Annotated in this window: 20 protein-coding genes; 16 read left to right on the top strand and 4 right to left on the bottom strand. The window is 74.1% G+C overall.

What is annotated here, in order from left to right:
- Positions 1 to 24: 24 nt before the first annotated feature.
- A complete protein-coding gene (locus tag ACF08D_RS24235; protein ID WP_392225111.1) occupies positions 25 to 1,410 on the bottom strand; it encodes a sporulation protein in 1,386 nt (461 codons plus the stop codon).
- Between the two features lie 384 nt (positions 1,411 to 1,794).
- Here ACF08D_RS24235 and ACF08D_RS24240 point away from each other — a divergent pair, with 384 nt between their 5' ends.
- From ACF08D_RS24240 to ACF08D_RS24305, 14 genes are all read left to right on the top strand, one after another.
- Positions 1,795 to 3,498 carry an asparagine synthetase B family protein gene (locus tag ACF08D_RS24240; RefSeq protein ID WP_392225113.1) on the top strand — a complete coding sequence of 568 codons (1,704 nt, stop codon included), beginning with the start codon at positions 1,795 to 1,797 and terminating at the stop codon, positions 3,496 to 3,498.
- 28 nt (positions 3,499 to 3,526) lie between these two features.
- Complete coding sequence (locus tag ACF08D_RS24245) at positions 3,527 to 3,964, top strand: NUDIX domain-containing protein (RefSeq protein ID WP_392225115.1); 438 nt, start codon at positions 3,527 to 3,529, stop codon at positions 3,962 to 3,964.
- 71 nt (positions 3,965 to 4,035) lie between these two features.
- Complete coding sequence (locus tag ACF08D_RS24250) at positions 4,036 to 5,355, top strand: UDP-glucose dehydrogenase family protein (protein ID WP_392225117.1); 1,320 nt, start codon at positions 4,036 to 4,038, stop codon at positions 5,353 to 5,355.
- Between the two features lie 85 nt (positions 5,356 to 5,440).
- Positions 5,441 to 8,284 carry an FAD-binding and (Fe-S)-binding domain-containing protein gene (locus tag ACF08D_RS24255; protein WP_392225119.1) on the top strand — a complete coding sequence of 948 codons (2,844 nt, stop codon included), beginning with the start codon at positions 5,441 to 5,443 and terminating at the stop codon, positions 8,282 to 8,284.
- Between the two features lie 198 nt (positions 8,285 to 8,482).
- Positions 8,483 to 9,226 (top strand): class I SAM-dependent methyltransferase, encoded by a 744-nt coding sequence (locus ACF08D_RS24260; RefSeq protein WP_392225121.1) that lies wholly within the window; start codon positions 8,483 to 8,485, stop codon positions 9,224 to 9,226.
- A gap of 141 nt (positions 9,227 to 9,367) precedes the next feature.
- Entirely contained in the window at positions 9,368 to 10,333 is a 966-nt protein-coding gene (locus ACF08D_RS24265; protein WP_392225122.1) for a DMT family transporter, read from the top strand.
- A 78-nt stretch (positions 10,334 to 10,411) separates the two neighbouring features.
- Positions 10,412 to 11,200 carry a TIGR03084 family metal-binding protein gene (locus ACF08D_RS24270; RefSeq protein WP_392225124.1) on the top strand — a complete coding sequence of 263 codons (789 nt, stop codon included), beginning with the start codon at positions 10,412 to 10,414 and terminating at the stop codon, positions 11,198 to 11,200.
- Complete coding sequence (locus ACF08D_RS24275) at positions 11,197 to 12,870, top strand: acyclic terpene utilization AtuA family protein (protein ID WP_392225125.1); 1,674 nt, start codon at positions 11,197 to 11,199, stop codon at positions 12,868 to 12,870. The genes ACF08D_RS24270 and ACF08D_RS24275 overlap by 4 nt, the downstream gene beginning before the upstream one ends.
- Positions 12,871 to 12,984: 114 nt before the next feature.
- Entirely contained in the window at positions 12,985 to 14,583 is a 1,599-nt protein-coding gene (locus ACF08D_RS24280; protein ID WP_392225127.1) for an acyl-CoA carboxylase subunit beta, read from the top strand.
- 10 nt (positions 14,584 to 14,593) lie between these two features.
- A complete protein-coding gene (locus ACF08D_RS24285; RefSeq protein ID WP_392225129.1) occupies positions 14,594 to 16,492 on the top strand; it encodes an acetyl/propionyl/methylcrotonyl-CoA carboxylase subunit alpha in 1,899 nt (632 codons plus the stop codon).
- Positions 16,489 to 17,631, top strand: a complete 1,143-nt coding sequence (locus ACF08D_RS24290) for an acyl-CoA dehydrogenase family protein (protein WP_392225130.1) — start codon at positions 16,489 to 16,491, stop codon at positions 17,629 to 17,631. The genes ACF08D_RS24285 and ACF08D_RS24290 overlap by 4 nt, the downstream gene beginning before the upstream one ends.
- Positions 17,632 to 17,683: 52 nt before the next feature.
- Positions 17,684 to 19,261: a 4-coumarate--CoA ligase family protein gene (locus ACF08D_RS24295; RefSeq protein ID WP_392225132.1), complete on the top strand. Its 1,578-nt coding sequence runs from the start codon at positions 17,684 to 17,686 to the stop codon at positions 19,259 to 19,261.
- Positions 19,258 to 19,995: an enoyl-CoA hydratase family protein gene (locus ACF08D_RS24300; protein WP_392225134.1), complete on the top strand. Its 738-nt coding sequence runs from the start codon at positions 19,258 to 19,260 to the stop codon at positions 19,993 to 19,995. The genes ACF08D_RS24295 and ACF08D_RS24300 overlap by 4 nt, the downstream gene beginning before the upstream one ends.
- The gene (locus ACF08D_RS24305; protein WP_392225136.1) at positions 19,983 to 20,588 is read left to right on the top strand and encodes a TetR/AcrR family transcriptional regulator; all 606 of its coding nucleotides are present in this window, start codon (positions 19,983 to 19,985) and stop codon (positions 20,586 to 20,588) included. The genes ACF08D_RS24300 and ACF08D_RS24305 overlap by 13 nt, the downstream gene beginning before the upstream one ends.
- On the opposite strand, the gene ACF08D_RS24310 is transcribed toward ACF08D_RS24305, so the two are convergent.
- On the bottom strand, positions 20,570 to 21,667 hold the full coding sequence (locus ACF08D_RS24310) for a citrate synthase 2 (protein WP_392225138.1): 1,098 nt from the start codon (positions 21,665 to 21,667) through the stop codon (positions 20,570 to 20,572). The two genes, ACF08D_RS24305 and ACF08D_RS24310, sit on opposite strands and share 19 nt — an antisense overlap.
- Positions 21,668 to 21,889: 222 nt before the next feature.
- On the opposite strand from ACF08D_RS24310, the gene pdxH reads away from it, so the two are divergent.
- Together pdxH and ACF08D_RS24320 are read left to right on the top strand one after the other, a co-directional pair.
- Positions 21,890 to 22,558, top strand: coding sequence for a pyridoxamine 5'-phosphate oxidase (gene pdxH, locus ACF08D_RS24315; protein ID WP_392225140.1), 669 nt, complete (start codon positions 21,890 to 21,892; stop codon positions 22,556 to 22,558).
- A gap of 385 nt (positions 22,559 to 22,943) precedes the next feature.
- Entirely contained in the window at positions 22,944 to 24,257 is a 1,314-nt protein-coding gene (locus ACF08D_RS24320; protein ID WP_392225142.1) for a PAS domain-containing protein, read from the top strand.
- Positions 24,258 to 24,381: 124 nt separating this feature from the next.
- Here the strand turns inward: ACF08D_RS24320 and ACF08D_RS24325 are convergent, their stop codons facing one another.
- On the bottom strand, positions 24,382 to 25,581 hold the full coding sequence (locus tag ACF08D_RS24325) for an ABC transporter permease (protein ID WP_392225144.1): 1,200 nt from the start codon (positions 25,579 to 25,581) through the stop codon (positions 24,382 to 24,384).
- Positions 25,581 to 26,300, bottom strand: coding sequence for an ABC transporter ATP-binding protein (locus ACF08D_RS24330; protein ID WP_392225146.1), 720 nt, complete (start codon positions 26,298 to 26,300; stop codon positions 25,581 to 25,583). Before ACF08D_RS24330 ends, ACF08D_RS24325 begins: the two co-directional genes overlap by 1 nt.
- Between the last annotated feature and the right edge of the window lie 7 nt (positions 26,301 to 26,307).

The following is a 26,307-nucleotide window of genomic DNA, read 5'->3' on the forward strand; positions in this document are numbered from 1 at the left end:
CCAGTGCGGGGCCGGGGTACCGCCTCACATGGCGAGTTCGGTGCGTGTGCGGTGCAGGAACGCGAGGACGGCTGCCTCGCGCCGCCAGGGAGCGAGGGCGGTGGTGAACTCGCGGACGTAGTCCTTGGCCCGGGAGGACTGGACACGGGCCAGGACGTCCACGGACCGGTTGCCGAGCTCCAGCCCCCGGTCGAGGTCACGGGCCTGGAGGTGAGCGGTCCCCACGATCGCCAGGCGCATCCCGACCGAGCGGGTGAACACTCCGGAGGGCATGGCGGCGGCCTGCTGGTTCCAGGCCAGCGCGGCCTTCGGGTTGCTGAGGTCGCGGAACACCTCGGCGGCGTCCGCGGAGAGCCGGGCATGGTGGTAGAAGTCGATCCAGGCGGGCTCGGGACCACTGGAGGCGTCCGCCCGGCCCAGGAGGTCCTCGGAAGCCTTCAGGGCCCGGCAGGCGGCCCGGGCGTCCCTCTCGCGGGCATGTGCCCGGGCCTCGATCAGCCTGGTGAACGCGAGCACCCTGGGGGCGGCATGGCCCTTGGCCCGCTCGAAGGCGCCCTGGGTCATGTCCACGGCCTCGGAGGCGAAGCCCCGCAGCAGCGCCTGCATCGCCATCGTGGTCAGTACGTAGCAGCCGAGCTCGACGTCCCCGCCGGCACGGGCCAGGCGGAGGGCCTGGATGAAGTGCCGCTGGGCGACGTCGTGCCGACCGACGTCGAACGCCGTCCACCCGGCGAGCCGCGACAGTTCCGCGGTGACGGAGAACAGGTCCCGGCCCACCGCGTCGGTGAAGGAGCCGCGCAACAGAGGGGCCGCCCGTTCCTGCAGGCAGACGGTGACGGAGTTGGCCTTCCAGCTCCCGCCGCCGTACTTCGAGTCCCAGCGGCGGGCCTCGTCGGCCGCGTCACGCAACTCCGCCAGGTCGGCCCGCCCCACCTTCCGTCCGCCCCGGTGGTCGGCGGCCTCGTCGGCGGGGGCGACCAGCCAGCGGGTCACGGGCGTGGTGAAAGCGGACACGGCGAAGCCGGATCCGGTCAGGAAGTCGCGGCGGTTCACGAAACTCCAGAACGACGTGGCCACGCGGACCGCATCGCCACGGTCCCGGGGGAAATCCAACCCCACATCCGCGGCCGGCGTCCGGGCATCGCCCATTCCGATGTCGCCCAGTGACACAGGCCGGCCGAGCCGTTCGGCAATCGCTTGGGCGAGCAGGTTGGGCACGGGCCACTTGGGGATCATGCCGCGGCGGCACCAGTTGGCGACGGAAGTGTGTGAGTAGTCGGTTGTATGCCCAGCCTGCCGGGCAAGCTGGTTGATCCGGTGCGCCAGGGACTTGTGGCTTGCGCCGCTGGTCTCGATGAGCCGGGCCAAGTCCGCGTTCGGCGGACGCTTGCGACTGCTGGTCGACGTCACCTTCAGCCCTCTCTTGCCCCGGTCGGTCACGGCGTCACTGACGAGAAGGAGCCGTGGCTGGTTCGCTGTGCAGGGCGCATCGCGCGCCCCTCCCGCAGTGCATGGAGCTGGTCCGGCATCTCCCTGCCCTGAACACTGAGCGTATTGCCATATCGACCCTGAGTGCACCGCGCTTGCGAGTTGTGAGCCCCTGTATGAGCCCTCCCCGGTACGGAGGCCCGGCCTGTGTGATGAGGGAACAGGCAGTCACCGGGGCACGAAGAAGGCCTTCCGGGGCAGCCCGACCAGGCACCACGACTCCACCGCTCGGGAGCTGACCAGATGTGCGGAATCGCAGGACTGGCTGGAGACGACGCTCTCCGCCTCAAGAAGACCGTAGCCGCGATGGGTCAAGCGCAGCGCTATCGCGGCCCGGACGGCACCAAGCACGCCGCTGCCCGGGACGGGCGGGCGGTGCTGGCCATGAACACGCTGCTGATCGTCGACCCGCTGGCCATCCCTGGCCCCTACCTGGACCGCACTACCGGCGTCCTCCTGGCCTTCAACGGAGAGATCTACAACTGGCGGCAGCAGGCTGCCGCCTGGGGCATCGAGATCCGTGGGCGGAAGACTGACGCCGACTTTCTGCTGCAGGCCTGGGTCAAGATCGGCCCTTCCTGTCTGGATGGGCTGGACGGCATGTTCGCCCTCGCCATCTATGACCCCCGAGTCGCGAAGTTGTTCCTGGCCCGCGACCGACTCGGGGAGAAGCCCCTCTACTGGCGTCTGGACGGCGGGCGGCTCGCTTTCGCCTCCGAGGTCACCACCCTGACGGAGTATGGCCCTGCGCCGCTGGTCTTGCGGCCCGAAGTCACTGCGATCGAGACTCCGACCGGGACCGACACCCCGTTCCAAGGCATCCAACTGCTGGCCCCGGCCACTCTGCTGTCCTTCGACGTCACCAGCAGATCCATCGACCAGAGGACCTGGTGGCACCTGGAGGACAGGGTTCCGTACACCGGTTCCTACGGCAAGGCGCTGGCAAGGTTTTCCACCATCCTGGCAGAGCAGATCCCGCTCAGGGTTCCCACCTGCGACTACGCTCTCCTCCTCTCCGGTGGGCTGGACTCGGCGGTGCTGGCCTACTTGATGCGGCCCCCGGTCTGCGTCACGGTGCGATACGCGGGGCAGGACCGTCTGGACGAGTCGTCCACGGCGGCCGCAATCGCTCGGGACATCAGGGCCGAGCTCGTGGTGGTCGAGCCGAGCTGCGGCGACTTCACCCAGGCCCTGTCCCACATGACGCGAGCCCTGGACTACCCAATGGGTAACGCGTCCACGTTCTCCGAGCACATGGCCTACCGCAGGATCTCCGACCTGGGTCTTCGTGTCGTGATCGGCGGGCTCGGGCCGGACGAGTTCCTGATGGGCTACGTCCGCCAGGCCATGGTGCTCTTCGGCCCTGATGCCGTCCTCAAAGCCGGCTTGGAGGCATATCGACCGCTCGCGGCCAAACTTCTGCACCCGGCCGATGAACCCTGGAAACCGGCGGAGGCAGCAGCTCGCCTGATTCTGCGCGGGCCGGACCCTGACGGACGGGTCACCGATCTAATCGCCGACGCGATGTCCCGAGCAGGCGGAGATCTGGCCCGCGGACTCACCCTGGCCGACCTGGCGACGGCATGGCGACCGCTGGTCATGACCAGTGACAAGCTCGCCTCCTCCTTTGCGCTCGAGCGCCGCTCCCCCTATCTCGCCCGTGACTTGATCGAGCTGTCCTACCGTCTCCCGATCGCTCACAAGATCGTCGAACCGGCACAGGGCAAACGGATCCTGCGGGACGCAGCCAAGGCGCTCGGCCTGCCTCGTGAGGTGTGGGCCGGCCGGGACAAACTGGGCTTTGCCTCTCCCGTACCCGCATGGCTCAACGGCGACCTCGCCCGGTGGGCCGATGCACAGATCACCGCCGCCCTCACCGACGCCCCTACGGCTTTCCGCGGCCTCTTCGAGAGAGGGTTGGCGCGCGGTGGACTCTTTGACCGCACCCGTATGCAGGCCCTGATGGCAGCCGCTTGGGTGTCGGATCAGTTACCCCGGTCCGCCGCGTGATCAGAAACAACCCCACTAGCGTGTCGGGATGCACTCCGACACCACCGCGAGTCCGGGGCCGAGCACCGCCCGCGGAGCCGTGGCGATCATCACCAACCGTCGCGGTGACGTCCTCCTCCACCTCCGTGACGACCTCCCGGACATCGCCTGGCCCGCCCACTGGAGCCTTCTGGGCGGCGGGTGCGACCCCGGCGAGGATCCGGCCACCGCGATCGTCCGCGAGTTGGACGAGGAAGCGGGCCTTGCTGCTGGTCCCCTGACCGAGCTGTTCGAGATCACCGATCATCGCGGATCCGGGCAGATCATCACCTTCTTCGCCGGGACGTGGGACGGCGACGAGACCGCCCTCCCGCTCACCGAGGGCGTCAAGCTCCAGTTCTTGGCCCCTGAGCATCTCGACACCCTCACCATCCCGCCGTTCATCCGGGGCGGGATCAACCGTCATCTGGCCGCTCGGCCCTCCTGATCTCCGCGCTCTCCCTGAGACGGGCGAAGATGGGGCACGGCCGGCGGCCCCAGCCAAAAGGACACCTGCTCATGAAGATGACCATCATCGGCTGCGGCTATCTGGGCGCCACCCATGCAGCGTGCATGGCTGAACTCGGCCATGAGGTCCTGGGTATGGACTCCGACATCCACAAGGTTCACCTCCTCAACTCAGGCAAAGCTCCGTTCTACGAGCGGGACTTGGACGAACTCCTCGCCAAGCACATCCGATCGGGCCGGCTGAGGTTCACGGCGTCCTACGCCGAAGCAGCCGCATACGCCGAACTGCATTTCGTGGGAGTCGGTACGCCGGAGCGGATCGACGGCGACGGGTACGACCTCACCCACCTCTTCGGCGCTGTCACCAAGCTGGCTCATGGCCTGGTCCGCCCTGCCGTCGTCGCGGTCAAGTCGACCGTCCCCGTCGGGACGGCACCCCGTCTCGCCAAGCTTCTGCTCGAACACGCACCCGCCGGGGACCGCATCGAGGTCGCCTGGAATCCGGAGTTTCTGCGCGAGTCCTTCGCCATCGAGGACACCCTGCGTCCGGACCGGCTCGTCCTCGGTTTCCGCACCGAGCGCTCCTGGGGCGAATCCGTGCTACGGCAGGCGTACGGCAAAATCATTGAGTCAGGGGTGCCGACGATCGTCACCGACTGGGCGACTGCCGAGCTCGCCAAGGGCGCTGCGAACTCCTTCCTTGCCACCAAGATCTCTTTCATCAACGCGATGGCCGAAGTGTGCGAGAGGTCTGGCGCAGATGTCGCCGAACTCGCGGACATCCTGGGCCACGACGTCCGCATCGGACGACGTGGCATGCGGCCCGGCCTCGGCTTCGGCGGCGGCTGCCTGCCCAAGGATCTCCGCGGTTTCATCACCCGAGCCGACGAGCTTGGCGCCGACGAGGCCGTTGGCATTCTCCGGGAAGCCGGCGAAGTCAACGTCCGCCGCCGCCGACGGATCATCGACCTGACCCGCGAGGAGCTCGGCATCGACCTGCGGGGCAAGCGGATCACTGTCTGGGGCGCGGCATTCAAGCCCGAGACCGACGACATCCGCGACTCACCCGCCCTCGCCGTCGCCCAGGCACTCCACGACGTTGGTGCCACCGTCACCGTCACCGACCCCATGGCTCTCGACAATGCCCGGAAGACGCACCCCGAACTCAATTACGTGGACGACCCCATCGCCGCCGCCGAGGACGCGGACCTCCTGCTGCACCTGACCGAGTGGTCGCAGTTCTCCCGCATCGATCCCACACGACTCGCCGCCCGGAGCCGGAGTCCCAAGGCCGTTGACGCCCGGGGCACTCTGGACGCTGACCAGTGGCGTGACGCCGGGTGGATGGTCCGCGTACTCGGCCGCAGCTGAAGGCACCCGGGCCAACCTCCAGCAGAACCACCGGGCCCGGCCCGTCCCGTCACCGGAGGGCGGTCCGGCGGGGCATCCTGGGCGCATGGGTGAGCGGGTGAGTGACGTGGGGCGGGTGGCGGCGGACCTGCGGGGGGCCGTGCGCGGGGGCGTGGACTTCGGGACCGCCGCCCGGGCGTTGCACACCATGGACGCCTCCAACTACCGGCGCGTGCCCGTCGGGGTGGTGGCCCCCCGGGACGCGGACGACGTGGCCGCCGCGCTGGCCGTGTGCCGGGAGCACGGGGTGCCCGTCGTGCCGCGCGGCGGGGGGACGTCCATCGCCGGGCAGGCGACCGGGACCGGGGTGGTGCTGGACCTCACCCGGCACATGCGCGGCATCCTGGCCGTCGACCCCGGGGCCCGCACCGCCGTCGTCCAGCCCGGGCTGGTGCTCGACCGGCTGCGCGACGCCGTCCGCCCGTACGGGCTGACCTTCGGGCCCGACCCCTCCACGCACAGCCGCTGCACCCTCGGCGGGATGATCGGCAACAACGCCTGCGGGTCGCACTCGGTGGCGTGGGGCACCACCGCCGACAACGTCCACGGGCTGGCGGTCACCACGTACGGCGGCGACGAACTGCGCCTCGGGCGCGGCTGGGAGGGCGGGCCCGAGGGCCTCGCGGACCTGGTGGCGGGCCACCTGGCGGCCATCCGCACCGGCTTCCCGCCCGGCCTTCCCCGCCGTATCTCCGGCTACGCCCTCGACGCCCTGCTGCCCGAGCGGGGCACCGACCTCGCCCGCGCCTTCTGCGGCAGCGAGGGCACCCTCGGGGTCGTCACCGAGGCGACCCTGCGGCTCGTCGAGGCGCCGCCCGCCCGCGCCCTCGCCGTCCTGGGGTACGCCGACGAGAGCGCGGCGGCCGACGCGGCGCCCGGCCTCCTGCCGTACGGCCCGCTCACCGTCGAGGGCATGGCCGAGGACCTGGTCCGCGACCCGGCCGCCCGCACCCTCCTGCCCCGGGGCGGCGCCTGGCTCTTCGCCGAGACCGGCGGCGCGACCCCCGCCGCCGCGGAGGCCGCCGGGCGCGCCCTGCTGCGCGCCGCCGGTGCCCTGGACGGCACGGTCGTCACCGACCCCGCCGCCCGGGCCGCCCTGTGGCGGGTGCGCGAGGCCGCCGCCGGGACCGCGACCCGCAGCGCGGAGGGCGCCGAGGCGTGGCCCGGCTGGGAGGACTGCGCGGTGCCGCCCGCCCGCCTCGGCGCGTACCTGCGCGACTTCCGCGCCCTGCTGGCCGCGCACGGGCTGCACGGCACGCCCTACGGGCACTTCGGCGACGGCTGCGTCCATGTGCGGATCGACTTCGACCTGGTCACGGACGAGGGCGTACGGCGCTTCCGCCGCTTCTCGGAGGAGGCCGCCGACCTGGTCGTCGCGCACGGCGGCTCGCTGTCCGGCGAGCACGGCGACGGGCAGGCGCGCGCCGAGCTGCTGCCGAGGATGTACGGGGACGAACTGGTCGCCCTTTTCGGCCGGTTCAAGGACCTGTGGGACCCGCTCGGCGGCATGAACCCGGGCGTCCTCGCCCGCCCCGCCCCGCTGGACGGCGACCTCCGCTTCGCGGTCCTGCCGCGCGAGCGGGCGGCCACCGCCTTCGCGTACGCCGGTGACGGGGGCGACTTCGCCACCGCCGTGCGCCGCTGCGTGGGCGTCGCCGCGTGCCGGGCGGACGGCCCGGACGAGGGGCCCGGGGTGATGTGCCCGTCCTACCGGGCGACCGGCGAGGAGCGGCACTCCACCCGGGGCCGGGCCCGGCTGCTGCACGAGATGCTGGCCGGCGAGGTGGTGACCGGCGGCTGGCGGTCCCCGGAGGTGCTCGACGCGCTCGGCCTGTGCCTGGGGTGCAAGGGCTGCCTCAGCGACTGCCCGGTCGGGGTCGACATGGCCACGTACAAGGCGGAGTTCCTGCACCACCACTACGCCGGGCGGCGCCGCCCGGCCGCCCACTACGCGATGGGCCGGCTGCCCCGCTGGCTGCGCCTCGCCGCGCCCCTGGCCCGCCCGCTGAACGCCGCCGCCCGGGTGCCCGCGCTCGCGGCGCTGGCCAAGCGGGCGGCGGGCGTCGCCCCGCAGCGGGACCTCCCCGCGCTGGCCCCGGAGACCTTCCGCGCCTGGTTCGCCCGCCAGGACCGCCAGGACCGCCAGGGCCGCCAAGGCCGGGAGGACCGGCAGGACGGCCACGACCGCCCACTGCTGTGGCCCGACACCTTCACCGACCACCTCACCCCCTCCGTGGGCCGTGCCGCCGTCGCCGTCCTGGACGCGGCCGGCCTGCCCCCGGCGCTCCCGCCCGGCCGGGTGTGCTGCGGCCTGACGTACATCTCCACCGGCCAGCTGGACCACGCCCGCGCCGTGCTGCGCCGCACCCTCGACACCATGGAGCCCGTCCTGGGGGCGCCCGTCGTGGTCCTCGAACCCGGCTGCGCCGCCACCCTGCGCACCGACCTGCCCGGCCTCCTCCCCGACGACCCGCGCGCCCGCCGGCTGGCCGGGTCGGTGCGCACCTTCGCCCAGGCGCTGGAGGAGTACGCGCCCGGCTGGCGGCCCCCGCGCCTCGACCGCCCGGTCGCCGGCCAGACCCACTGCCACCAGCACGCCGTGCTGGGCGACGCCGCCGAGCGCCGGCTGCGCGAGCGGGCGGGCCTGACCGGCGGGCTGAGCGGCGGCTGCTGCGGCCTGGCCGGCGACTTCGGCTTCGCGCGCGGCCACTACGACGTGTCGGTGGCCTGCGCCGAGGACCGGCTGCTGCCCGCCGTCCGCGCGGCCGGCCCGGAGGCGGTGCTGCTCGCGGACGGGTTCTCCTGCCGTACGCAGCTGGCAGACCTGGCGGGCGTACGGGCGCGGCACCTGGCGGAGGTGCTGGCCGACGCGCTGCCGGACGGCCCCTGACCGGCGCCCGCGCCATGACCGGCGCCCGCGCCAAGAGGGCCGAGAGCGGCGCCGGATCTTCGTAGGTTCCGCCCATACGGGCGTCCGCTCGCGTTCGGACAGACTGCCGAACCACGGCGCCGGCGACGGGCCGGGCCGACGGCCGTGCACGCCCGACGGGCGGTACGGCGGCAGGACGATCCACGGGGAGGACGCGCGATGAGCGCTCAGCAGCAGTACGACGAGATCGGCGAGGCGTACGAGGGCTTCAAGGCCCTGCCGCTGGAGCAGTACGTGGTGGTGCCCAGCTTCCTGGCGCTGGTCGGGGACGTGCGGGGCCGGTCGGTCCTGGACCTGGCCTGCGGCACCGGCTTCTACAGCCGGGAGCTGAGGCGGCGCGGCGCGGCGGACGTGCTCGGCATCGACATCTCCGGTGAGATGGTCGCCGTGGCGCGGGGGATCGAGGAGGGCGAGCCGCTGGGCGTGCGCTACGAGGTGGGCGACGCGGCGGAGCTGCGGACCTTCGAGGCGCCCTTCGACATCGCGCTCGCGGTCCAGCTCTTCAACTACGCGGAGGACGTCGCCACCGTGGAGCGGATGTGCCGCCATGTGCACCGGAGCATGGTGCCCGGCGGCGAGCTGTTCGTGCTCAACCAGTCGCCCGGCTACCGCTTCGACGGGCCGACCCCGGAGAAGTACGGCTTCCGCACCGAGCTGACCGGCGAGGAGTCCGGGACCGGGCCGCGGGTGCGGACCACGGCACTGCTCGACCCGCCGGTCTCCTTCGTCGCCAGCCGCCCGCGCCGCGAGGTGTACGAGGACTGCCTCGCCGCGGCCGGCTTCCGCGACCTGGAGTGGGTGCCGATGGAGGTGTCCGAGGCGGGCCTGAAGGAGTTCGGCGAGGAGCACTGGGCGGACTTCCGGGCGAACCCCCCGCTGGTGATGCTGCGCTGCCGCGCCTGACCGCCCGGCGCCGCCGGGGGAGCGGCGTCTACGGTGGAGGGGACCCACGGGACCCGGGACCCCCACGCTTCGGTACATTACGATGGACTGAAAGTCCATTCGAATGAACCAGCCGAAGAGAGAGAAGTCGAGGTTCCCCCGGTGAACGACACCGCCCGTACGGAGGCCGCAGCGGCCGCCCGTACCGCCGACGCCGCCGCCGTCGCGCTGCCCGAGGCGTCCGCCGCGCACCCCGAGGGGGCCGCGCGGGGGCGCCGGGGCGGTCTCGGCCCGGTCGCGCTGGTGGTGGCGGGCGGGCTGTCCGTGCAGTTCGGGTCCGCCGTCGCCGTCCTGCTCATGCCGCGCGCCGGGGCGCTCGGCGTGGTCACCCTCCGGCTGATCCTCGCGGCCGTGGTGCTGCTGGTGGTCTGCCGCCCCCGGGTGCGCGGGTACAGCCGGGCCGACTGGGGCACGGTGGTGGCCTTCGGCACCGCCATGGCCGGGATGAACGTGCTCTTCTACCAGGCTGTCGACCGCATCCCGCTGGGCGCCGCCGTCACCCTGGAGGTGCTCGGGCCGCTGGCGCTGTCGGTGATCGCCTCGCGGCGGCTGGTCAACCTGGTGTGGGCGGGCCTCGCGCTGGGCGGCGTGGTGCTGCTCAGCGGCGGCGGCTTCGACCGGCTGGACCCGGCGGGCGCGGCGTTCGCGCTGGCGGCGGGCGCGATGTGGGCGGCGTACATCGTCTTCAGCGCCCGCACCGGGCGGCGCTTCCCGCAGGCGGACGGCCTCGCGCTGGCCATGGCGGTGGGTGCGGTGCTGACCCTCCCGCTGGGCGTCGCCGAGGCCGGGTCGGCGCTGCTGGTGCCGTCGACGATCGGGCTGGGCCTCGCGGTGGCGCTGATGTCCTCGGTGCTCCCGTACACCCTGGAGCTGCTGGCGCTGCGGCGGCTGCCCGCGCCGACCTTCGCCATCCTGATGAGCCTGGAGCCCGCGATCGCGGCCACGGCCGGTTTCCTCGTCCTGCGTCAAGCCCTGTCCGCCGTCGACGCGTTGGCGATCGCGCTGGTCATCGCGGCGAGCATGGGCGCGGTGCGGTCGCAGGTGCCGAAGCGGGCGGCCAGAAAGTAAAGCAAGCACGCTTGCTTGTTTCTCGGGGCGCTGCCATGCTCCGGGGCACGCACTGCCGTGTCCCGGAGGGAGCGCACCGTGTCCGACGCCCTGCTCACCGATCTGCGCGACGAGAGCGAGGAGCTCGACCGGCTGGTCGCCGGCCTGGACCCGGACGCCTGGGCCACCTTCACCCCCGCCCCCGGCTGGACCGTCGCCCACCAGATCGCCCACCTGGCGTGGACCGACGACGCGGCCCTGCTCGCCGCCACCGACCCCGCCGGCTTCGCCGCGCACGTCGCCCAGGCGCTGAAGGACCCCGACGGTTTCGTCGACGAGGGCGCCGAGGAGGGCGCCGCCCGGCCGCCCGCCGCCCTCCTCGACCGCTGGCGCACCGGCCGCGCCCGGCTCGCCGGCGCCCTGGCCGCCGTCCCGGCCGGCACCCGCCTGCCCTGGTACGGGCCGCCCATGAGCGTCGCCTCCATGGCGACCGCCCGCCTGATGGAGACCTGGGCCCACGGCCAGGACGTCGCCGACGCCCTCGGCGTCACCCGCGCCCCCTCCGCCCGCCTCCGGCACGTCGCCCACATCGGCGTACGCGCCCGTGACTACGCCTACGCGGTACGCGGCCTCACCCCGCCCGCCGCGCCCTTCCGCGTGGAGCTGACCCCGCCCGGCGGCGGCCCGCCCTGGACGTACGGGCCCGAGGACGCCGCCCAGCGGATCACCGGCCCCGCCCACGACTTCTGCCTCCTGGTCACCCAGCGCGCCCACCGCGCCGACCTGGCCGTCCTGGCCCACGGCCCCGACGCCGACCGCTGGCTCGACATCGCCCAGGCGTTCGCCGGACCGGCCGGACCCGGCCGCGCCCCCCGGGGCGACGCGTGAGGCGCCCGCTGCGGATCGGCAACGCCTCCGGCTTCTACGGCGACCGCTCCGCCGCCGTGCGCGAGATGCTCACCGGCGGCGCACTCGACGTCCTCACCGGCGACTACCTCGCCGAGCTGACCATGCTCATCCTCGGCCGCGACCGCCTGAAGGACCCCTCCCTCGGCTACGCCAAGACCTTCCTCCGGCAGATGGAGGACGGCCTCGGGCTCGCCCGCGAGCGGGGCGTGCGGATCGTCACCAACGCGGGCGGGCTCAACCCCGCCGGGCTCGCCAAGGCGCTGCGCGCCCTCGCCGGCCGCCTCGGGCTGCCGGACGTGCGCGTCGCCCATGTCGAGGGCGACCAGCTCCCGGTGCCCGAGGGCGCCCTGACCGCCAACGCCTACCTGGGCGGCTTCGGCATCACGGCCTGCCTGCGCGCCGGGGCCGACGTCGTGGTGACCGGGCGGGTCACCGACGCGGCGCTCGTCAGCGGGCCGGCGGCCTGGTGGTTCGGGTGGGGGCCCGAGGAGTACGACCGGCTCGCGGGCGCCGTGGCCGCCGGGCACGTCCTGGAGTGCGGCACCCAGGCCACCGGCGGCAACTACGCCTTCTTCACCCGCCACGACGTCCGCCGGCCCGGCTTCCCGCTCGCCGAACTCCACGCCGACGGCTCGGCCGTCATCACCAAGCACCCCGGCACCGGCGGGGTCGTCGACACCGGCACGGTCACCGCCCAGCTCCTCTACGAGACGGCGGGCGCCCGCTACCCGGGCCCCGACGTCACCGCCCGGCTCGACACCGTGCGCCTCGACCCCGACGGCCCCGACCGGGTGCGGATCTCCGGCGTGCGCGGCGAGGCGCCGCCCCCCGCGCTGAAGGCCGGGCTGAACCGGCTCGGCGGCTGGCGCAACGAGATGGTGTTCGTCCTCACCGGACTGGACGTCGAGGCCAAGGCGCGGCTGGTGCGTGAGCAGCTGGAGGGCGCCCTCGCGAAGACCTCCGACGTCCGCTGGGAGCTGGCCCGCACCGACCGGCCCGACGCCCCCAGCGAGGAGACCGCCAGCGCCCTGCTGCGCCTGGTCGTCAGGGACGCCGACCCCGACGCGGTGGGCCGGGCCGTCACCGGCGCGGCCGTGGAGCTGGCCCTCGGCAGCTACCCCGGCTTCCACGTCACGGCCCCGCCCGGGAAGGGCGCGCCCTACGGGGTGTTCGAGGCGCTGTACGTCGACCCCGGCGCCGTCACGCACACCGCCGTACTCCCGGACGGCGAACGGGTGGTGATCGACCCGGCCGCCGCCACCCGCCCCCTGGAGCCCGTCCCCGAGCCGCCCCTGCCCGAGCCGCTCCCGCCGGGACCGGTCCGGTGCGCCCCGCTCGGGCTGGTCGCCGGGGCGCGCAGCGGCGACAAGGGCGGCGACGCCAACGTGGGTGTCTGGGCGCCCACCGGGGAGGCGTGGCGGTGGCTCGCCCACACCCTCACCACCGACCGCTTCCGGCGGCTGCTGCCGGAGACCGCCGCGCTGGACGTCGGCCGGCACGTCCTGCCGAACCTCCGCGCGCTGAACTTCACCGTCGCCGGGCTGCTCGGCGAGGGCGTCGCCGCGCAGGCCCGCTTCGACCCGCAGGCCAAGGCGCTGGGCGAATGGCTGCGCGCCCGCCACCTCGACATCCCGGAGGCCCTGCTGTGACCGTTCCCCCGACCGCGCCCGGCACCGGCGGGCCCGGCACCCCGGAGGCCCTGCTGTGACCGTTCCCCCGACCGCGCCCGGCACCGGCGGGCCCGGCACCCCGGAGGCCCCGCTGTGACCGTCCTCCCCACCGCCGTCGACCCCGCCGCGCCCGACCACGCCGCCCACCGCGCGGCCATGCTCGCCAAGCTCGACGAGCTGTCCGCCGAGCACGCCAAGGCGCTGGCGGGCGGCGGCGAGAAGTACACCGCCCGCCACCGGGGGCGCGGCAAGCTCCTGGCCCGGGAGCGCATCGAGCTGCTCCTCGACGAGGACGCGCCGTTCCTCGAACTCTCCCCGCTCGCCGCCTGGGGCAGCGACTACCCGGTGGGCGCCTCGCTCGTCACCGGCATCGGGGTCGTCGAGGGCGTCGAGTGCCTCATCACCGCCAACGACCCCACCGTGCGCGGCGGCGCGTCCAACCCCTGGACGATGCGCAAGGCGCTGCGCGCCAACGAGATCGCGTACGCCAACCGCCTGCCCTGCGTCTCCCTCGTGGAGTCCGGCGGCGCCGATCTGCCGTCCCAGAAGGAGATCTTCATCCCCGGCGGGGCGCTGTTCCGCGACCTCACCCGCCTGTCCGCCGCCGGCATCCCCACCGTCGCCGTGGTGTTCGGCAACTCCACGGCGGGCGGCGCCTATGTGCCGGGCATGTCCGACCACACCGTGATGATCAAGGAGCGGTCGAAGGTCTTCCTCGGCGGGCCGCCCCTGGTCAAGATGGCCACCGGCGAGGAGAGCGACGACGAGTCGCTCGGCGGCGCGGAGATGCACGCGCGCGTGTCGGGGCTCGCCGACCACTACGCCGTGGACGAGGCCGACGCGATCCGGCAGGCCCGCCGGATCGTCGCCCGCCTCAACCACCGCAAGGCGCACCCCGACCCGGACCCCGCCGAGCCCCCGAAGTACGACCCGGAGGAACTGCTGGGCATCGTCCCCGCCGACCTCAAGGTCCCCTTCGACCCGCGCGAGGTGATCGCCCGGATCGTGGACGGCTCCCGCTTCGACGAGTTCAAGCCGCTGTACGGGCCCAGCCTCGTGACCGGCTGGGCGCGGCTGCACGGCTATCCGGTGGGCGTCCTCGCCAACGCCCAGGGGGTGTTGTTCTCGCCCGAGTCGCAGAAGGCCGCCCAGTTCATCCAGCTCGCCAACCAGCGGGACGTCCCGCTGCTGTTCCTGCACAACACCACCGGCTACATGGTCGGCAAGGAGTACGAGCAGGGCGGCATCATCAAGCACGGCGCCATGATGATCAACGCGGTGAGCAACTCCCGGGTCCCGCACCTGTCGGTGCTCATGGGCGCCTCCTACGGCGCCGGGCACTACGGCATGTGCGGCCGGGCCTACGACCCCCGCTTCCTGTTCGCCTGGCCCAGCGCCAAGTCCGCCGTGATGGGCCCCCAGCAGCTCGCCGGCGTCCTGTCGATCGTCGCCCGCGCCTCCGCCGCCGCCAAGGGCCGGCCCTACGACGACGAGGCCGACGCCGCGCTGCGCGCCATGGTGGAGCAGCAGATCGAGTCCGAGTCGCTGCCCATGTTCCTGTCGGGGCGGCTGTACGACGACGGCGTCATCGACCCGCGCGACACCCGCACCGTCCTCGGGCTGTGCCTGTCCGCGATCCACACCGCCCCCGTCGAAGGCGCGCGCGGCGGCTTCGGCGTCTTCCGGATGTGAGGGCCACACCATGATCTCCACCGTCCTCGTCGCCAACCGCGCCGAGATCGCCTGCCGCGTCTTCCGCACCTGCCGCTCCCTCGGCATCGGCACGGTCGCCGTGTACGCCGACCCCGACGCGGGCGCCCGCCATGTGCGCGAGGCCGACGCGGCGGTACGCCTGCCGGGGGCGGCGCCCTCGGAGACGTACCTGCGCGGCGATCTGATCGTGAAGGCCGCGCTGGCGGCGGGCGCGGACGCCGTCCACCCCGGCTACGGCTTCCTCTCGGAGAACGCCGCCTTCGCGCGGGCCGTGACCGACGCGGGCCTGACATGGATCGGCCCCCCGCCGGAGGCCGTCGAGGCCATGGCGTCCAAGACCCGCGCCAAGGAGCTGATGGCGGCGGCCGGCGTCCCGCTCCTCGCGCCCGTGGACCCGGCGAGGGCCACGCCCGGGGACCTGCCGCTGCTGCTGAAGGCGGCGGCCGGCGGCGGCGGGCGGGGCATGCGGATCGTCCGGGACCTGGCGGCGCTGCCCGGCGAACTGGCGGCGGCCACCGCCGAGGCCCGGTCCGCGTTCGGCGACGGCGAGGTGTTCGCCGAGCCGTACGTCGAACGCGGCCGCCACGTCGAGGTGCAGGTCCTCGCCGACGCGCACGGCACGGTGTGGGCGCTCGGCACCCGGGACTGCTCGCTCCAGCGGCGCCACCAGAAGGTCGTCGAGGAGGCCCCGGCCCCCGCGCTGGACGCCGCCCTGCGCGAGGCGCTGCACACCTCGGCGGTCGCGGCCGCGAAGGCCGTCGGCTACACCGGCGCGGGCACCGTCGAGTTCCTCGTCGCCGGCGACCGCGCGTACTTCCTGGAGATGAACACCCGCCTCCAGGTCGAACACCCCGTCACCGAGGCCGTGTACGGGCTCGACCTGGTCGCCCACCAGATCCGGGTCGCCGAGGGCGCCCCCCTGCCGCCCGCGCCGCCCGCCCCGCGCGGCCACGCCGTCGAGGCCCGCCTCTACGCGGAGGACCCGGCCCGCGACTGGGCGCCCCAGACCGGCGTCCTGCACGCCCTGGACGTCCCCGGGGGCGACGGGCTGCGCACCGACGCCGGATACGCGGCCGGCGACGAGGTCGGCGTCCACTACGACGCCATGCTCGCCAAGGTCGTCGCCCACGCCCCCACCCGCGCCGGGGCCGTCCGCCTCCTCGCCCACGCCCTCGACCGCGCCCGGGTGCACGGCCCGGTCACCAACCGGGACCTGCTCGTCCGCACCCTGCGCCACCCCGACGTCGTCGCGGGCCGCCTCGACACCGGCTTCTACGAACGGAACCTCGCCGCCCTCACCGCGCCCCCGCCCGGCGAGGAGTACGCGGCCGTCGCCGCCGCCCTGGCCGCCGCGTCCGCCCGCTCCGGCCGGTTCGGCGCCTTCCGCAACGTCCCGTCGCAGCCGCGGAGCGCCCGCTACGGCGACCACGAGGTGCGCTACCGCCCCACCCGGGACGGCTCCTTCACCGTCGAGTCCCACCCGCACGCGCGCGTGGTGGACGTCTCGCCCGGGTGCGTCCGCCTCGACGTGGACGGCGTCGTCCGGCGCTACGAGGTGGCCGCGTACGGCGACGGCGTCGTCCATGTGAACGGCCACCGGCTGACCGCCCACCCCCGGTTCACCGACCCCGCCGATCGGACCGCGCCCGGCTCGCTGCTCGCCCCCATGCCCGGCACGGTCGTCCGGGTCGCCGGCGTCGCGGCCGGCGACCGGGTCGAGGCCGGGCAGCCCCTCGTCTGGCTGGAGGCCATGAAGATGGAGCACCGCGTCACCGCTCCCGCCTCCGGCACGCTCACCGCGCTCCACGCCGTCCCCGGCCGCCAGGTCGAGGTCGGTGCCCTGCTCGCCGTCGTAGAAGAGTCGCCCGAAGAGGAGACAGAGCAATGAGCACCGTCGTCGAGACCGAGGAACAGTCCGCCCTGCGCGCCGCCGTCGCCGCCCTGGGCCGCCGGCACGGCCGCGCCCACGACCCGGAGGACCGCGACGCCCTGTGGGCGGAGGCCGGGAAGCTCGGCTACCTGGGCGTCAACCTGCCCGAGGAGTACGGAGGCGGGGGCGGCGGCATGGCCGAGCTGTCCCTCGTCCTCGAAGAGCTGGGCGCGGCCGGCTGCCCGCTGCTGATGATGGTGGTCTCGCCCGCCATCTGCGGCACCGTCGTCGCCCGCTTCGGCACCGCCGCGCAGAAGGAGCGCTGGCTGCCGGGGCTCGCCGACGGCAGCCGCACCATGGCGTTCGGCATCACCGAGCCCGACGCGGGCTCCAACTCCCACCGCATCACCACCACCGCCCGCCGCGACGGCGACGACTGGGTGCTGACCGGACGGAAGGTCTTCGTCTCCGGGGTCGACATCGCCGACGCGACCCTGATCGTCGGCCGCACCGAGGACGCCCGCACCGGCAGCCTCAAGCCCTGCCTGTTCGTCGTCCCGCGCGACACCCCCGGCTTCGGGCGGCGGCGGATCGACATGGAACTGCACGCCCACGAGAAGCAGTTCGAGCTGACCCTCGACGAGGTGCGGCTGCCCGCCGACGCCCTGGTCGGCGACGAGGACGCGGGGCTGCTCCAGCTGTTCGCCGGGCTCAACCCCGAGCGGATCATGACCGCCGCGTTCGCCCTCGGCATGGGCCGGTACGCGGTCGGGAAGGCCGTCGCGTACGCCCGCGAACGCCAGGTGTGGAAGGCCCCCATCGGCGCCCACCAGGCGATCGCCCACCCCCTCGCCCAAGCCCACATCGAGCTGGAACTGGCCCGCCTGATGATGCGGAAGGCCGCCCACCTGTACGACGCGGGCGACGACACCGGCGCCGGCGAGGCCGCCAACATGGCCAAGTACGCCGCCGCCGAGGCGTGCGTACGGGCCGTGGACACCGCCGTGCACACCCTCGGCGGCAACGGCCTCACCCGGGAGTTCGGCCTGGCCTCCCTCGTCACCGCGTCCCGCGTGGCACGCATCGCCCCGGTCAGCCGGGAAATGATTCTGAACTACGTGTCCCACCAGACCCTCGGCCTGCCCAAGTCGTACTGACCCGCGACGCACGCGGCGAAGACGAGCACCCCGTACCGACAGGAGCCGTCGCATGGTGTTCCACAGCGCGTACGCGGACGTTCCGCCCGTCTCCCTCCCCATCCACGAAGCGGTCCTGGCCCGTTCGGCCGCCGCCCACCCCGACCTGCCCGCCCTCGTCGACGGCACGGGCGAACTGACCCTCAGCTACGGCCGCCTCGACACCTACCACCGGCGGGTCGCCGCCGCGCTCGCCGCGGCGGGGCTGCGCAAGGGCGACGTCCTCGCCCTGCACAGCCCCAACACCGTCGCCTACCCGGTGGTCTTCTACGGCGCGACCCGCGCCGGCGCGGCCGTCACCACCGTCCACCCGCTGGCCACCCCGGAGGAGTTCGCCACACAGCTGCGCGACTCAGCCGCCCGCTGGATCGTCACCGTCTCCCCGCTGCTCGCCACCGCCCGCCGCGCCGCACAACTGGCGGGCGGGGTGACCGAGATCTTCGTCTGCGACGAGGCCGAGGGGCACCGCTCCGTCCTCGACATGCTCGGCGGCGACGCGCCCGAACCGGCCGTCGCCATCGACCCCGGCGAGGACGTCGCCGCCCTGCCCTACTCGTCGGGCACCACCGGCGTCCCCAAGGGCGTGATGCTCACCCACCGGTCCATCGCCACCAACCTGGCGCAGCTGGAACCGTTCATCCCCATGGGCCCCGGTGACCGCATTCTGGCGGTGCTGCCCTTTTTCCACATCTACGGGCTCACCGCCCTGATGAACGCCCCGCTGCGGATGGGCGCCACCGTCGTCGTCCTGCCCCGCTTCGACCTCGACCAGTTCCTCGGGGCCATCGAGAAGCACCGCGTCAACGCCCTCTACGTCGCCCCGCCGATCGTCCTCGCCCTCGCCAAGCACCCGGCGGTCGAACGCCACGACCTGTCCTCCCTGGAGTACGTCGTCAGCGCCGCCGCCCCGCTCGACGCCGGCCTCGCCGAAGCCTGCTCCGCCCGGCTCGGACTGCCCCCCGTCCGGCAGGCGTACGGCATGACGGAGCTGTCGCCCGGCACCCACGTCGTCCCGCTGGACGCCGCCGGCCCGCCGCCCGGCACCGTCGGCAGGCTGCTGCCCAACACCGAGATGCGGATCCTCTCCCTGGACGACCCGGAGCGGGACGCCGCCCCCGGCGAGGAGGGCGAGATCGCCATCCGGGGCCCGCAGGTCATGAAGGGCTACCTCGGCCGCCCCGACGCCACCGCCGCGATGATCGACGCCGACGGCTGGGTGCACACCGGCGACGTCGGGCGCGTCGACGCCGACGGCTGGCTGTTCGTCGTGGACCGCGTCAAGGAACTCATCAAGTACAAGGGCTTCCAAGTCGCCCCCGCCGAACTGGAGGCCCTGCTCCTCACCCACGAGGGAATCGCCGACGCGGCGGTGATCGGAGTGCCCGACGAGGACGGCAACGAGATCCCCAAGGCGTACGTCGTGCGGCAGCCGCACGCCACCGACCTCACCGAGGGGGACATCATCGCCTTCGTCGCAGGGAAGGTCGCCCCGTACAAGAAGATCCGGCGCGTCGAGTTCACCGACGGCGTGCCCCGGGCGGCGTCGGGGAAGATACTCCGGCGCGAACTGAGGGAGCGGGAACGCGCATGACGAGCCTCGTCACCACCGCGCACGAGCGGGGCATCACCACCCTGACCCTGGACTCACCGGCGAGCCGCAACGCCCTGTCGGCGCGGCTCGTCGGCGAGCTGGCCGGGGCGCTGGACGACTGCGGCAAGGACCCGGCGGTACGGGCCGTGGTGCTCACCCACACCGGGTCCACCTTCAGCGCCGGCGCCGACCTGAAGGCGCCGCCCAGCCCGTACACCTTCGTGGCGCTGCTGCGCGCCATCGTGGAGCTGCCCAAGCCGGTGGTGGCCCGGGTGGACGGCCACGTCCGGGCCGGCGGGCTCGGCCTCCTCGGCGCCTGCGACATCGTGGCCGCCCGCACCGGCTCCGACTTCGCCCTGACCGAGGTGCGGATCGGGGTCGCCCCCGCGGTGATCTCGCTGTCCCTGCTGCCGCGCCTCGACCCCCGGGCCGCCGCCCGCTACTTCCTCACCGGCGAGCGGTTCGACGCCGCCGAGGCGGCCCGCGTCGGCCTGGTCACCATGGTCGGCGACGACGTGGACGAGGCCCTCGCCCCCGTCCTCGACGGCCTGCGCAAGGCGTCGCCCCAGGGGCTGGCGGAGACCAAGAGGCTGGTCACGGCTAGGGTGCTGGAGACCTTCGAGCGCGACGCGGAGGACCTCGTCCAGCGCTCGGCCTCGCTCTTCGCCTCGGCGGAGGCCCGCGAGGGCATGACCGCCTTCCTCGAACGACGGGACCCCGTATGGGTGGTGTGACCACGGCCGCCAAGGAGCCGAAGCAGGACCGCAGCCGGGCCACCCGGCAGCGGCTCCTGGAGGCGGCGGTGGCCTGCCTCGCCGAACGCGGCTGGGCGGGCTCGACCGTGACCGTCGTCGCCGAGCGGGCCGGAGTCTCCCGGGGCGCGGCACAGCACCACTTCCCGACCCGGGAGGACCTGTTCACGGCGGCCGTCGAGTACGTCGCCGAGGAGCGCTCCCAGGCGCTGCGCGCCCTGCCCGGCCAGGACCGCGCCACCGTGGTGGCCGCCCTGGTCGGGCTCTACACCGGCCCGCTGTTCCGGGCGGCCCTGCACCTGTGGGTCGCCGCGTCCGACGAGGAGCAGCTGCGGCCGAGGGTGACGGAGCTGGAGGCCCGCGTCGGCCGCGAGACGCACCGCATGGCGGTCGCCCTGCTGGGCGCGGACGAGTCCCGGCCGGGGGTCCGCGAGACCGTCCAGGGCCTCCTGGACATGGCACGGGGCCTGGGCCTCGCGAACCTCCTCACCGACGACTCCGCCCGCCGCGAGCGGGTGGTCGCCCAGTGGACGGCGCTGCTGGAGGCCGCCCTGGATCACATCCCGTCTTCGTAGCCCGCGATCTCGCGTGGGCTGCGGGCGCCCGGGCCGACGTAGCGGGCCGAGGGGCGGACCAGGCGGCCGGTGCGCTTCTGCTCCAGGATGTGCGCCGACCAGCCGGCCGTACGGGCGCAGGTGAACATGGACGTGAACATGTGCGCCGGGACCTCCGCGAAGTCCAGCATGATCGCCGCCCAGAACTCCACGTTCGTCGCCAGGACGCGGTCCGGCCGCCGGGCGTGCAGCTCCTCCAGCGCGGCCTTCTCCAGCGCCTCCGCCACCTCGAAGCGCGGCGCGCCCAGCTCCTTGGCGGTACGGCGCAGGACGCGGGCGCGCGGGTCCTCGGCGCGGTAGACGCGGTGGCCGAAGCCCATCAGGCGCTCGCCCTTGTCGAGGGCCCGCTTGACGTACGCGGTGGCGTCACCGGTCCGCTCGATCTCCTCGATCATGCCGAGGACGCGGCTGGGCGCCCCGCCGTGCAGCGGGCCCGACATGGCGCCCACGGCACCCGACAGGGCGGCGGCCACGTCGGCGCCGGTGGAGGCGATCACCCGGGCGGTGAAGGTGGAGGCGTTCATGCCGTGCTCGGCGGCCGACGTCCAGTAGGCGTCGACGGCCTTGACGTGCCGGGGGTCCGGTTCGCCGCGCCAGCGGATCATGAACCGCTCGACCACGGACTCCGCCTTGTCGATCTCGCTCTGCGGGACCATCGGCAGGCCCTGCCCGCGAGCCGACTGGGCGACGTACGACAGCGCCATCACGGCCGCCCGCGCGAGGTCGTCCCGGGCCTGCTCCTCGTCGATGTCGAGCAGCGGCTTCAGGCCCCACACGGGCGCGAGCATGGCGAGCGCGGACTGCACGTCGACCCGGATGTCGCCGGAGTGCACCGGGATCGGGAACGGCTCGGCGGGCGGGAGACCGGGGTTGAACGCCCCGTCGACCAGCAGGCCCCACACGTTCCCGAAGGAGACGTGGCCCACCAGGTCCTCGATGTCGACGCCCCGGTAGCGGAGCGCGCCGCCCTCCTTGTCCGGTTCGGCGATCTCCGTCTCGAACGCGACGACTCCTTCGAGTCCGGGTACGAAGTCGGACATCAGGCGGCTCCTCGTGAGGTGAGTCTTCCAGTGGTGGTGCCCCGTACGGCCGGTGGTCGTCCGGCACCCGTCGTCGGGAGGGAACAGTGACCCAGCGCATGAGTCTGTCGGGTTCCTCCGATGCGGGGAAGCGTGACATCCGGCACACTGCGCCGAACCGGTCCCGGAGGGTTGGCGGCACGCGGTGCCGGGCAGACTGCGCCTCTACGGCAGGATGGTGCTGTGACAGACGCTCTTGATCCAGCAGCTCTCGATCCCGCCGACATGCGTGAGCAGTACCGCACCGCCGAACTGCGGGAGGCGGACCTCGCGGCCGAGCCGATGGAGCAGTTCGCGCGCTGGTTCAAGGAGGCCGCCGCCCGCCCCGCGATCGCCGAGCCCAACGCGATGGTCCTGTCCACGGCCACCCCGGACGGCCGCCCCTCCTCACGGACCGTGCTGCTCAAGCACGTCGACGAGCGAGGGTTCGTCTTCTACACCAACCACGGCTCCCGCAAGGGCGTCGAGCTGGACAGCAACCCGTACGTCGCGCTGCTCTTCCCCTGGCACCCGGTCGCCCGCCAGGTCCTGGTCACGGGCACCGCGGAGCGGGTCGGCCGGGACGAGACGGCCGCCTACTTCCGTACCCGCCCGCACGGCTCGCGGCTGGGCGCCTGGGCCAGTGAGCAGTCCTCGGTGATCGCCTCCCGCACCGAGCTGCTGGCCCGCTACGACGAACTGGCCGCCCGCTACCCGGAGGGCACGCAGGTGCCGGTCCCGCCGCACTGGGGCGGCTTCCGGGTCACGCCCGGCACGGTCGAGTTCTGGCAGGGCCACGAGAACCGCCTCCACGACCGGCTGCGGTACGTCCGCGAGGGCGCGGCCTGGCGGGTGGAGCGGCTGGCGCCCTGACACGGGCGCGACGGCCGTCGCCGGGGGAGCGTCCCGGCACGCAGAAACCCGCGGGCTCGGGCTCTCCGGGAGGAGAGGCCGGCCGGATGTACCGGCGAGCCCGCGGGTCGGTGACTGCTGGAGATTTCGGCAGGTGACCTGCCGGCGTTGCACAGGGTGCGACGGCAGGCCCTAGCCCGCGGTCACCTCACGCATCCGAAAAGAAACCACTTCCGGATCACCTCCTTTCTTCGTGTGCTCCACACCCTAGGAACCGGCCGCGCGCCCCACAACCGGTTTTTCGACCGGTGATTTCCGGGAACCGGGTGTGCCCTGCGTCACGTTCCAGTTGAATGACGGTGACGTGCACGGGCACGTAGTACACGTCCTTGCAGGGGGTGCCGGGATGAGTGCGTCCGGGAGCGAGACCGCGAAGGCTCTGAGCGTCGGGGCGGATCTGCTCGCCGCGCTGCTCGACGGGATGGATGCCGCGTTGTGCGCGTTCGACGCCGACGGGGTGGTCACGCACTGGAACAAGGAGGCCGAGCGGATCCTCGGCTGGAGCGCGGAGGAGGCCGTCGGGCGCAGCGGGTTCACCGGATGGGCGGTGCGCAGCGCGGACGCCGGGGACGTGCACGGGCGGCTGATGTCGGTGATGGACGCGCCCGGCCGCCAGGTCCACGAGTTCGCGCTGCTGCGCAAGGACGGCGGGCGGGTGCTGGTGCGGACCCAGTCCGCGGGGGTGCGGGGCACCGACGGCAGGCCGGCCGGGGTGTACTGCGCCTTCAGCGAGGTGCACGCGCAGATCGACCTGGAGCGGTCCATCGCGCTGAGCGAGGCGCTGTTCGACGACGCCTCCTGGGGCGTCGTCCTGGTCGACGTGGACCTGCGCCCCACCGTCGTCAACTCCCATGCCGCGCGGGCCATGGGCGCCGGGCGCCGGTCGCTGCTGGGCCGCCCGCTCGGCGAGATCGTGGTGCAGGGCGTCGAGGAGCTGGAGGGCGCCCTCCAGCACGTCCTGGCGGAGGGCGCCCCGAGGGCCGTGGTCGAGCTGTGGGTGACGGTGCGGACGCCGGAGGGGGAGCGGCGGCGCTGCTGGCGCAGCGGCTTCCTGCGGCTGGCGTCACCGCTCGCGGAGGAGCCCGTGCCGCTGGGCGTGGGCTGGCTGTTCCAGGACGTCACGGACGCCCGGCTGGCGGAGCAGGAGGCCGACCGGATGCGGTTCCGCACCAGCCAGCTGCACCGCGCGGGCGCCGCGGCGGCCGAGTGCGAGGACCCCATGGAGGCGGCCGTCACCTACCTGGACTTCGCGCTCGCCGGGTTCGCCGACCACGCGCTGGTGGACCTCGCCGAGGGCGACCACCTCGTCCGGGCCGCCGCCTCCCCGGCCGGCGCGCCCGGCCCGGTCGCCCGGTCGGCCGGTGGCGGATTCCCCGTGCGGTACGCGGCGGGGCACCCGGCCCGGCAGGCGGTGGAGCGGGCGGGGTCGGTCCGGGCGAGCGCCGCGTCGGAGGCGTGGGCCGCCGAGCGCCAGTGGCCCCGGGACGCGGCGCACGCGCTGTGCGCGGTGCTCCGCAGCCGGGGCCGGACGCTCGGGGTGGTGACGTTCCTCCGGTCGGGCTCACGCCCGGCCTTCGAGCGGCCGGACGCGGTGTACGCGGAGAGCGTCGCGGTCCGGGTGGCCGCGGCGGTGGACCTGGCCCGGGCGGACCGGGACTGACCGCGGGGCGGGGCCGACCGCGGGGCGGGACCGACGGCGGGGTGGCCACCCGGGCGTTCACCCAGGCGGGCCGGCCGCCCAGGCGGGGCGGCCACCCGGGCGGGGCGTCACCCGGGCGGGGCGGTCACGCCGCGTGCAGCGCCAGCGTCGGCGACAGCCGGGAGGCCCGCACCGCGGGGTACAGCCCCGCCACCGTGCCGATCAGGAGCGTCGCGCCGAAGCCGCCGCCCACCGCCCAGGGCGGCACCACCCACGGCAGGCCGCCGGACACGGCGTACGCTCCGGTGGCCGCCGCGCCGAGCGCCACACCCACCAGACCGCCCAGCCCCGACAGCATCAGCGACTCGGTGACGAACTGGATCCGGATCTGCCCCCGGGTCGCACCCAGCGAGCGGCGCAGCCCGATCTCATGGCGCCGCTCCAGCACCGAGATGATCATGGTGTTGGCGACGCCGACCCCGCCCACCAGCAGCGCGATCCCGCCCAGCCCGAGCAGCAGCGTCGAGAAGGCGCCCTCCGTCGCCGCCCTGGCCCGCAGCGCCGACGACGGGTCGGTCACCCGCACGTTCTGCGGGTTGCGCGGGTCGACCGTGGCCGCCAGCAGCGCGCGCACCTCCCGTACCGACGCGTCCGCCGACCGCTCGTACACCGATGTGGGGTGGCCGTCGAAGCCCAGCAGCCGCTGCGCCGCCGCCCACCCCACCAGGGCGGACCGCTCCACCTCCGGGGCCAGCGGCAGCGGGTCCAGGATGCCGACGACCGTGAAGTACCGGTCGCCGATCCACACCTGGCGCCCCGGCTCCGTCACCCCCAGCCGCCCGGCGGCGACATGCCCCAGCACCACCGACGGATAGCGGCCGCTGGCGCCGTTCAGCCACGTCCCGCGGCCCACACCGCCGCGCAGCACCTTCAGCAGGTCCTCGGTGGCGGCCTTCACCGCGATGCCGCTCGTCTCCTCCTCCGGGATCTTCTCCGAGCGCCGCACCGACTCCGCCAGGTCGCCGGTCGCGCCGACCTGCCGTACGCCGTCGATGCGGCCGACCATGCCGGGCGCCTCCTTCGGCAGCTTGACGTCCTGCCCGGCGAACATGGACTCCCCGGGCGTCGCCACCAGCAGGTTGGTGCCGAGCGCGTCGAGCTGCCGCATCAACTGCTCCTTGCTGGAGGCGGAGATGCCCACCACCGCGATCATGGTGGCGATGCCGATCGCGATGCCCAGCGCGGACAGCACGATCCGCACCGGACGGCTGCGCAGCCCGGCCGCCCCGACGTGCAGCACGTCCCGGGGCCCGAGGCGGGCCGCCCTCAGTCTCGTACGGGACATCAGGCCGCCACCGCCCGCTCGTCGCTGACGATCCGTCCGTCCCGCAACCGCACCTGGCGCGGCAGCCGGGCCGCGATCTCCGTGTCGTGCGTGATGACGGCGATGGTGGCGCCCTCCGCGTTCAGGGTGTGCAGCAGCTCCATCACCGCCTCCCCGGACGCCGAGTCCAGCGCCCCGGTCGGCTCGTCGGCCAGCAGCAGGTCCGGGCGGCCCACGACCGCGCGGGCGATGGCCACCCGCTGCCTCTGCCCGCCGGACAGCTCGTGCGGCCGGTGCCGCATCCGGTCGGCGAGCCCCACCCGGGCCAGTGCCTCGGCGGCCAGCTCCCGGCGCCGCGCCCGGGGCAGGCCCGAGTACAGCAGCCCCTCCGCGACGTTGTCCCGCGCGCTGACCCCCGGCACCAGGTGGAACGCCTGGAAGACGAAGCCGATGTGCCGGGCGCGCAGCGCGGAGAGCCGCCGGTCGGAGAGCGCGGCCACGTCGTGCCCGGCGATCTCCACCCGGCCCGCCGTCGGCCGGTCGAGCGTGCCGACGACATGCAGTAGCGTCGACTTGCCGGACCCGGACGGGCCGACGATGCCGAGCAGTTCGCCCGCGCCGACCCGGAGGCCGACGCCGTCGAGCGCGGTGACGCCGCCCGCGTACCGCTTGGTGACACCGTCGAGGCGGACGACCGTGCGGGCGGCGTCCGTACCCGAACCGTCACTGCTCTTCGTCACCGTATTT

The sequence above is a fragment of the Streptomyces sp. NPDC015131 genome (assembly GCF_043079975.1).
In the GTDB taxonomy this organism is placed as follows: Bacteria; Actinomycetota; Actinomycetes; order Streptomycetales; family Streptomycetaceae; genus Streptomyces.

What these genes read in the sequence shown, in the direction of transcription:
- ACF08D_RS24305 (WP_392225136.1), top strand. Translation starts at nt 19,983, where the DNA reads ATGGGTGGTGTGACCACGGCCGCCAAGGAGCCGAAGCAGGACCGCAGC.
- ACF08D_RS24310 (WP_392225138.1), bottom strand. Translation starts at nt 21,667, where the DNA reads ATGTCCGACTTCGTACCCGGACTCGAAGGAGTCGTCGCGTTCGAGACG.
- ACF08D_RS24295 (WP_392225132.1), top strand. Translation starts at nt 17,684, where the DNA reads ATGGTGTTCCACAGCGCGTACGCGGACGTTCCGCCCGTCTCCCTCCCC.
- ACF08D_RS24300 (WP_392225134.1), top strand. Translation starts at nt 19,258, where the DNA reads ATGACGAGCCTCGTCACCACCGCGCACGAGCGGGGCATCACCACCCTG.
- ACF08D_RS24320 (WP_392225142.1), top strand. Translation starts at nt 22,944, where the DNA reads ATGAGTGCGTCCGGGAGCGAGACCGCGAAGGCTCTGAGCGTCGGGGCG.
- ACF08D_RS24260 (WP_392225121.1), top strand. Translation starts at nt 8,483, where the DNA reads ATGAGCGCTCAGCAGCAGTACGACGAGATCGGCGAGGCGTACGAGGGC.
- ACF08D_RS24255 (WP_392225119.1), top strand. Translation starts at nt 5,441, where the DNA reads ATGGGTGAGCGGGTGAGTGACGTGGGGCGGGTGGCGGCGGACCTGCGG.
- ACF08D_RS24325 (WP_392225144.1), bottom strand. Translation starts at nt 25,581, where the DNA reads ATGTCCCGTACGAGACTGAGGGCGGCCCGCCTCGGGCCCCGGGACGTG.
- ACF08D_RS24285 (WP_392225129.1), top strand. Translation starts at nt 14,594, where the DNA reads ATGATCTCCACCGTCCTCGTCGCCAACCGCGCCGAGATCGCCTGCCGC.
- ACF08D_RS24240 (WP_392225113.1), top strand. Translation starts at nt 1,795, where the DNA reads ATGGGTCAAGCGCAGCGCTATCGCGGCCCGGACGGCACCAAGCACGCC.
- ACF08D_RS24245 (WP_392225115.1), top strand. Translation starts at nt 3,527, where the DNA reads ATGCACTCCGACACCACCGCGAGTCCGGGGCCGAGCACCGCCCGCGGA.
- ACF08D_RS24250 (WP_392225117.1), top strand. Translation starts at nt 4,036, where the DNA reads ATGAAGATGACCATCATCGGCTGCGGCTATCTGGGCGCCACCCATGCA.
- ACF08D_RS24290 (WP_392225130.1), top strand. Translation starts at nt 16,489, where the DNA reads ATGAGCACCGTCGTCGAGACCGAGGAACAGTCCGCCCTGCGCGCCGCC.